The sequence below is a fragment of the Mesorhizobium sp. ORS 3428 genome (genome assembly GCF_001854785.1).
GTDB lineage: Bacteria > Pseudomonadota > Alphaproteobacteria > Rhizobiales > Rhizobiaceae > Mesorhizobium.
Window position 1 is genome coordinate 1 of record NZ_MDFL01000034.1, and the last position, 5,628, is coordinate 5,628.

Here is a 5,628-nt window from a genome sequence, read left to right on the forward strand (position 1 = left end):
CGACAAACTCGACAATCGAGGTGAAGTCGAAAACTGGGATTCCCGTGGCGCGCTGGACTGCGGCAGCATACGGAGGCAACTCTGAACATTCAAAAAGCAGCATCCCGATCTCAGGTCGATCGGTGACAAGCTTGACTGCGGCATCGACTGTTTCTCTCTCGACGGCACTCACGTCGAGATCGGCGCTGGCTGTGAGAAATGTCGCGGCGAAGCATGGAGAGTTTTCGAGACCAGCTATGACCAGGCGTTCTGAGCTGGTATTCAGCCCTGCCATTTCCAGCATATCCCCAGTCAAGGAGGACGCCTTCGCCGTGACAATCCCAAGCGCTCTGTCGCGAGGAAGCATCTGCAATAAGATTGGGCCCAATAGCAGCGGGGAAAGGAGTACCGGTACGTCAACAGCGCTGCGAACAGCTTCTTGATGTCGAAGCATGAAACCGCAGTTTGCGGTGATCATTTGTGCCCCTTCTCGGACGAGTTTCTGGGCAGCCTTCACGGTAGCCGATGCGTACGCGTCGGCGTCGGAGGCGATAAGCCTGCTGAACGAAAGACCTGGAACGGTCTTGTACCGCGCCGGCACACTCCAAGTGGTGGAGTTGCCAACGCTTCCAGGAATGAACGGGCGGTCAAAGACATCGTGGCTGCCGCCACGGTCGAGAAGCAATATCCCAACAGGTGCTCCGTAGAAGACTTGGTTTGGACGCCGCGAGAAGCGAGGATCCTTGTAGCTGCCGACTTGGTGGCCGTTGATGATTCTCCAAGATCGGGAATCCGCCATACTAGCGGTGAACATTTTCGCTCAGATAAGCGATTGCGGCTTCCGTACCGCCGTTGCCGTGGGGTATCTGCAGCGCCTTCAGCCCAGCCTCAACCACACCGAGCGTTCCTAAGATCATCGGCGCGTTAACATGGCCCATATGCGCGATGCGGAATGCCCTGCCCTGCAGGTGGTTTATGCCAATGCCAAGGGTAACTCCGCATCTATCTCTGCTGTATGTGTGAAGCTTAGCAGGGTCATAGCCGTTGCCCACTAATATGGTTGTAACCACGTTGGACCGCTCGAGGGGATGGTCAATGTTGAAGCCGAGCACCTTACCTTCGCTCCATACCGCCACCGCACACCTCACTGCCTCGCCCAGAAGTTCGTGGCGGCGGAACACGTTCTCCAGCCCTTCGTCGAACAGGATGTCAAAGGACTGACGTAACGCAAACAGGAGGTGCACAGGTGGCGTGCCGGCATACCGGCAGTAATGTTCGGCGCCGTCGCGTTCAGTCCAATCCCAATAGGGCGAGCGCATGTTCRCCGTCTTGTGAACGACTCGCGCACGCTCACCGACCGCAATGAAACCGAGCCCCGGCGGCGCCATAAGTCCCTTCTGAGAACCTGACATGGCGACGTCAACACCCCAGTCATCCATCTTGAAAGGCATGCAACCGAGTGAGGCTACGGCGTCAACCAGGTAGAGCGCCGGATGTCGAGCAGCGCGGATTGCCTTGCCGATCGCCTCGATATCGTTGACCACACCTGAAGCAGTATCGACCTGGACGACAAGGACGGCCTTGATCTCGTGATTTCTGTCGGCACTCAAGCGCGCCTCAACTTCGCTAGGCCGAACGGCGCKGGACCAATCTCCCGTCAATACTTCGACGTCTGCACCCATGGCGCGCGYGGTGTTGCCCCACCCGACCGCGAAGCTGCCGCTTTCCAAAACCAGGACCTTGTCGCCTCGCGACAGGACATTTGAGAGCACCGCTTCCCAGGCGCCATGGCCGTTAGCGATATAAATGTAGGAATTGCCCTTAGTTRCAAACAGCTTCGACAAGTCCCGCAAGAGCCCGTCCGTTAGATCGGCCATCCGCTCCRAATATATATCAAGGGCCGGTCGGTGCATGGCCCGCAGCACCTCGTCGGGTATTGTTGTAGGCCCCGGGATAGCCAGAAATTCCCGGCCGGCGCGAACGGTCATGGATTGCGAACTCCTCGATAGCTAGACATGCTTTTGTAGCTGGATATGGGTTCGGAATTCCGCGAACCGAGGGCTAGATCTGCAGAAAGTCAGCATTTGTACAGCGTCCACGCAAGATTCGTAAAATGGCTAGCCAAGGAGACGCCACCCGCAGTGGGCGACGGCCTTACAGCTAATGCTTCAATTTCGTTAGCCAGAGATGACCTTTAAGGCCGACAACCGAGTGAGAGCTCTACGCCAAGGACCTGCGATCGATCGGCCCGAAGTCGCGAATTCGACACTTCGCACCAGATAGCGAGCCCAGGGGCGTGTAGGCTACTACCACCGACAGATCGATCCGACTGCTCCGCCACTCCCCAAACACTCCACGCTGAGCGCAGGCCGATATCGTCCGCCCAAACTCGAATGTTGCAGGTCGACGAACGCCTTGCCTGAGGTCTTGTGTTTCCAAAGTGGCCCGGTCCACGCGCCGGGCCCATATAGCGCAAAGCAAAAATCTGTGGAGCGGCCAGGGAAACCCGAGGCGTTGCCCACTACCCGCCTGCGGCACCGATTGTTGAATCCACCCGCGAACGTGATGCAATCGCCGGTACCTCTTCGACTCCCGGGGCCTCGGCGGCAGAAAACGTTCGTTTGACCGCCGACCAGTGCAGATTTTAGGCGCTTGTCGCTGCGGGATTGGTGAGCGCCAGTGTGCAACCAGTGGCTATACTTATGGACGAACGTTTTTGGCGCTTTCCCGCGTATTTCGCGAACACTAGATATAGGTGTGCCTATGCTGTCCTTTCGTCGCCCAGAAGAAGGGTACGTCGACGCGTCAGGCTCGGAGCCCGGATGTCGCACATTTTGCTTTTACCTCCTACCCGCCTTTTCACTTCAAGCTCTCTCGTCAGCGATAGAGGCTCTTAGGATGGCGAACGAGGTGATCGGACGGGACGTTTATGCTTGGCAACTTGTAACGAATGACGGACAATCTGTCGCTTCGAGTTGCGGTCTAGTGATCGGCGTCGATGCTTCGCTCACGTGTCAACGCGACAGAGGTTGGCATTCGCGCTTGGATTCCGTTGTCGTGGTCGTCGRCAGCGGTAGTTTTCCTGGTCCGAACAAACAACTCGATGCATGGCTAAGGGAGTGCCGCAACCGCCGCACCTGCTTGGTAGGCATCAGCAGTGGCACCATCGTGCTCGCCCGCGCTGGACTTGCAGACGGCCGGCGTTGCTCGGTGCACTGGGAGCAATTCCCCATGTTTGTCGAACGCTTCCCTGATGTGTTGGCTGCTCAAACCAGTTTCGAAAACGACGGGGACTTTCACACCTGCCCCGGTGGCGATGCCCCATTTGACATGTTCTTGGGCTTCGTTGGGCGGGATCACGGCCTGAATGTTGTCAATCGGATCTGCGAGAAAGCGATCGCATGCAGAATGCGTTCAGCCGGTGATCGTCAACGGTTACCTCTTCATTCTCGAGTCCAGCTGCATCATGCGCGGGTGATCAAGGTAATCGATCATATGGAGAAAAACATCAATGATCCAATTCCTGTTGATGCRCTTGCGTCATCAGCAGGTCTTTCTCGCCGGCAAATTGAGCGCCTTTTTAAGAGAGAACTTGGATGTTCTCCTGGCCGCTACTATTTGGATCTTCGTCTGGAGAAGGCACACTTGCTGCTAATCACTTCTCCTCTGCCGGTTGTGTACATTGCGATGGCTTGTGGGTTTCTTTCTGCATCGCACTTCTCCAAAGCCTATCGCCAAGTCCACGGATGCGCACCACATCAAGCGCGGCTGCAAGCCCATGGAGGTAAGCAAATCCGYCCGCCCGGCATAGGCGCCAAAAGGCGCGAAGAGTTCACAGAAGGCCGGCCAAGAAGGAACGTCAAAACAGGTGCGTCTTAGTCGTCAACGGCCGAATGCTAGCGAGGAGGTTCCCGCCACGATTAATAAGGAACGCTTGCAGGCTGCCGGTGATGCGGTGTCTCTAGTGCCGATCCAACCGTGCTTCCTCATGTCGAGATGGAGAGTTCACCGGGATGCTACCACTCATAGCGGTGCGCCGGCTCGACTGGCTCCAGGTTTTTCAGCCGCGACGGGCCGGCGCGTGCCGCCGGCTAACCGTCGCCTGCGACACGCTGCTTCGCACGGCGATGTGTTTGCCGGTCAGGCGCTGTCGGCGCAGCGCAACGATTGCGTCCACACCGCGTTCCAGAAGACGACGTCCCAGGCCGTGAGGCGTCAAGTATCTCAAGAACCTAAGAAATTAACAGAAGATATCTGATGATTTCCGGTTAGCAGGAGCCGGAACTGGCCGCATGGGAACGCGGCCCGAAGACAGGAGATCCTTCCTGGAGTTCGTCAAACAGCCACCTCGCGAGACTGGAAGCGACCATGAGGTCGAAGCACGGTGTTTCGTCGATCTGCCGCAGRACACATGGCAGATGGGCCACTAGTGTCACCGCGCAACGTCCCGGGCCAAAAACCCGCGGGTGCAGGTCGAGCCGGCAGCAGCGGGCGAGAACCTCGCGCGACTTGGGTCCCAATAACCGCAGGACACATTTGCCGTGGGTTTGGTCCACAACAGCAGCGATGCCAGCCAGCAACGACGCTAATTCCATGAAGAGTGTCTCACTGACTTCCGTAGGCCCATGGAGTAGCCAACTCCCGGGCTGGACCCAGAGCAGTGTGTAGATGCCATTGCTGTAGGAATTCCCCGGTTGTGGAAGGTTCAGTCCGAAGCGCCGCCCTAATATTTCAGCAAGYGATGGCAGCTGACCTCGCCGTACGGTCATCTGCATTATTGTGGGGTGGTGTTCCGAGATCGACACGAAATTCGACTCGGATGACGGTTCAAAAGAAGGGTTCATCGGTTCCCCAAATTGGGAGGAAGGATCAGGTCCTGACGTTAATATTTTCTGGGTCGACATGGTGAGGACTGGAGATCAAAACCTCTGCCGCCTCGTCGTGTAGAGGAGAGACAGCGTAAACGGTCTTGCCCAACATCGCTTCGCCGTTCTCAAGCATAGCTAAGCCGATCCATTGCGCCAGTTCGGCTGACCGCGTTACGCTTGTAACCCAGCCCACACTCCTGCCCGAGCCCGGTTGTAAGAGCAGTTGAGCTCCGGCCAACAGCCGCGAGCAATCTTTCATCGGCCGGATGCCGACGAGTCGCGGTCTGTCGGCACTAGCGAGTCCCGAGCGTRCACTCAGCACACGCCCGACAAAATCCCCAGACTTTTTCATCATACGGCCGGCACCGAGATCAACGGCTGTCGTCTGCCCGTTCAGTTCAGCACCCGCGATATGGCCCTTCTCGATCCGCATCAGCCCCATCGCTTCCAGACCGTAAGGCTCGATCCCAAACTCCTGACCTGCAGCCAAAACCGATCGCCAAACGAGCTCAGCATGTCTTGCCGGCACGGCTAACTCGTACGCGAGTTCACCCGAGAAGCTTATCCGAAACAGCCGAACGGGCACTCCAGCTACCCGCCCTTCCCCCACCGACAGAAAGGGGAAGCCATGGTTGGACAAGTCGAGCCCGTCAACAGCCTTGGYTAGCGTCGCGCGACTTAGCGGACCGGCGACAGCGATTTGGGCCCATTGGTCGGTCACCGAACAAAACTGGACATCAAATTCTGGCCACACCGTCTGCGCATAGAACTCCATGTGTTC

5 protein-coding genes and 1 pseudogene are annotated in these 5,628 nt (G+C 57.5%); 1 reads left to right on the top strand and 5 read right to left on the bottom strand.

Annotated features, from left to right (window positions below; all coding sequences use genetic code 11):
* Together ORS3428_RS05465 and ORS3428_RS05470 are read right to left on the bottom strand one after the other, a co-directional pair.
* On the bottom strand, window positions 1-793 hold a 793-nt coding region (locus ORS3428_RS05465; protein ID WP_201788291.1), incomplete at its 3' end, for a hypothetical protein.
* Window positions 780-1,967 (bottom strand): pyridoxal-phosphate-dependent aminotransferase family protein, encoded by a 1,188-nt coding sequence (locus ORS3428_RS05470; protein WP_071095302.1) that lies wholly within the window; start codon window positions 1,965-1,967, stop codon window positions 780-782. The genes ORS3428_RS05465 and ORS3428_RS05470, both read right to left, overlap by 14 nt.
* A 1,243-nt stretch (window positions 1,968-3,210) precedes the next feature.
* Here ORS3428_RS05470 and ORS3428_RS33860 point away from each other — a divergent pair.
* Window positions 3,211-3,858: a GlxA family transcriptional regulator gene (locus ORS3428_RS33860; protein WP_244507861.1), complete on the top strand. Its 648-nt coding sequence runs from the start codon at window positions 3,211-3,213 to the stop codon at window positions 3,856-3,858.
* A gap of 140 nt (window positions 3,859-3,998) precedes the next feature.
* On the opposite strand, the pseudogene ORS3428_RS33865 reads toward ORS3428_RS33860, so the two are convergent.
* The 3 genes and pseudogenes from ORS3428_RS33865 to ORS3428_RS05475 all read right to left on the bottom strand — a co-directional run.
* Window positions 3,999-4,153, bottom strand: a pseudogene (locus ORS3428_RS33865) (IS481 family transposase); the annotation flags it as partial.
* Window positions 4,154-4,247: 94 nt separating this feature from the next.
* Window positions 4,248-4,883, bottom strand: coding sequence for a sarcosine oxidase subunit gamma family protein (locus tag ORS3428_RS34380; protein WP_083355004.1), 636 nt, complete (start codon window positions 4,881-4,883; stop codon window positions 4,248-4,250).
* Window positions 4,849-5,628: glycine cleavage T C-terminal barrel domain-containing protein (locus tag ORS3428_RS05475; protein WP_274534783.1), on the bottom strand; the 780-nt coding region annotated here is incomplete at its 5' end. The genes ORS3428_RS34380 and ORS3428_RS05475, both read right to left, overlap by 35 nt.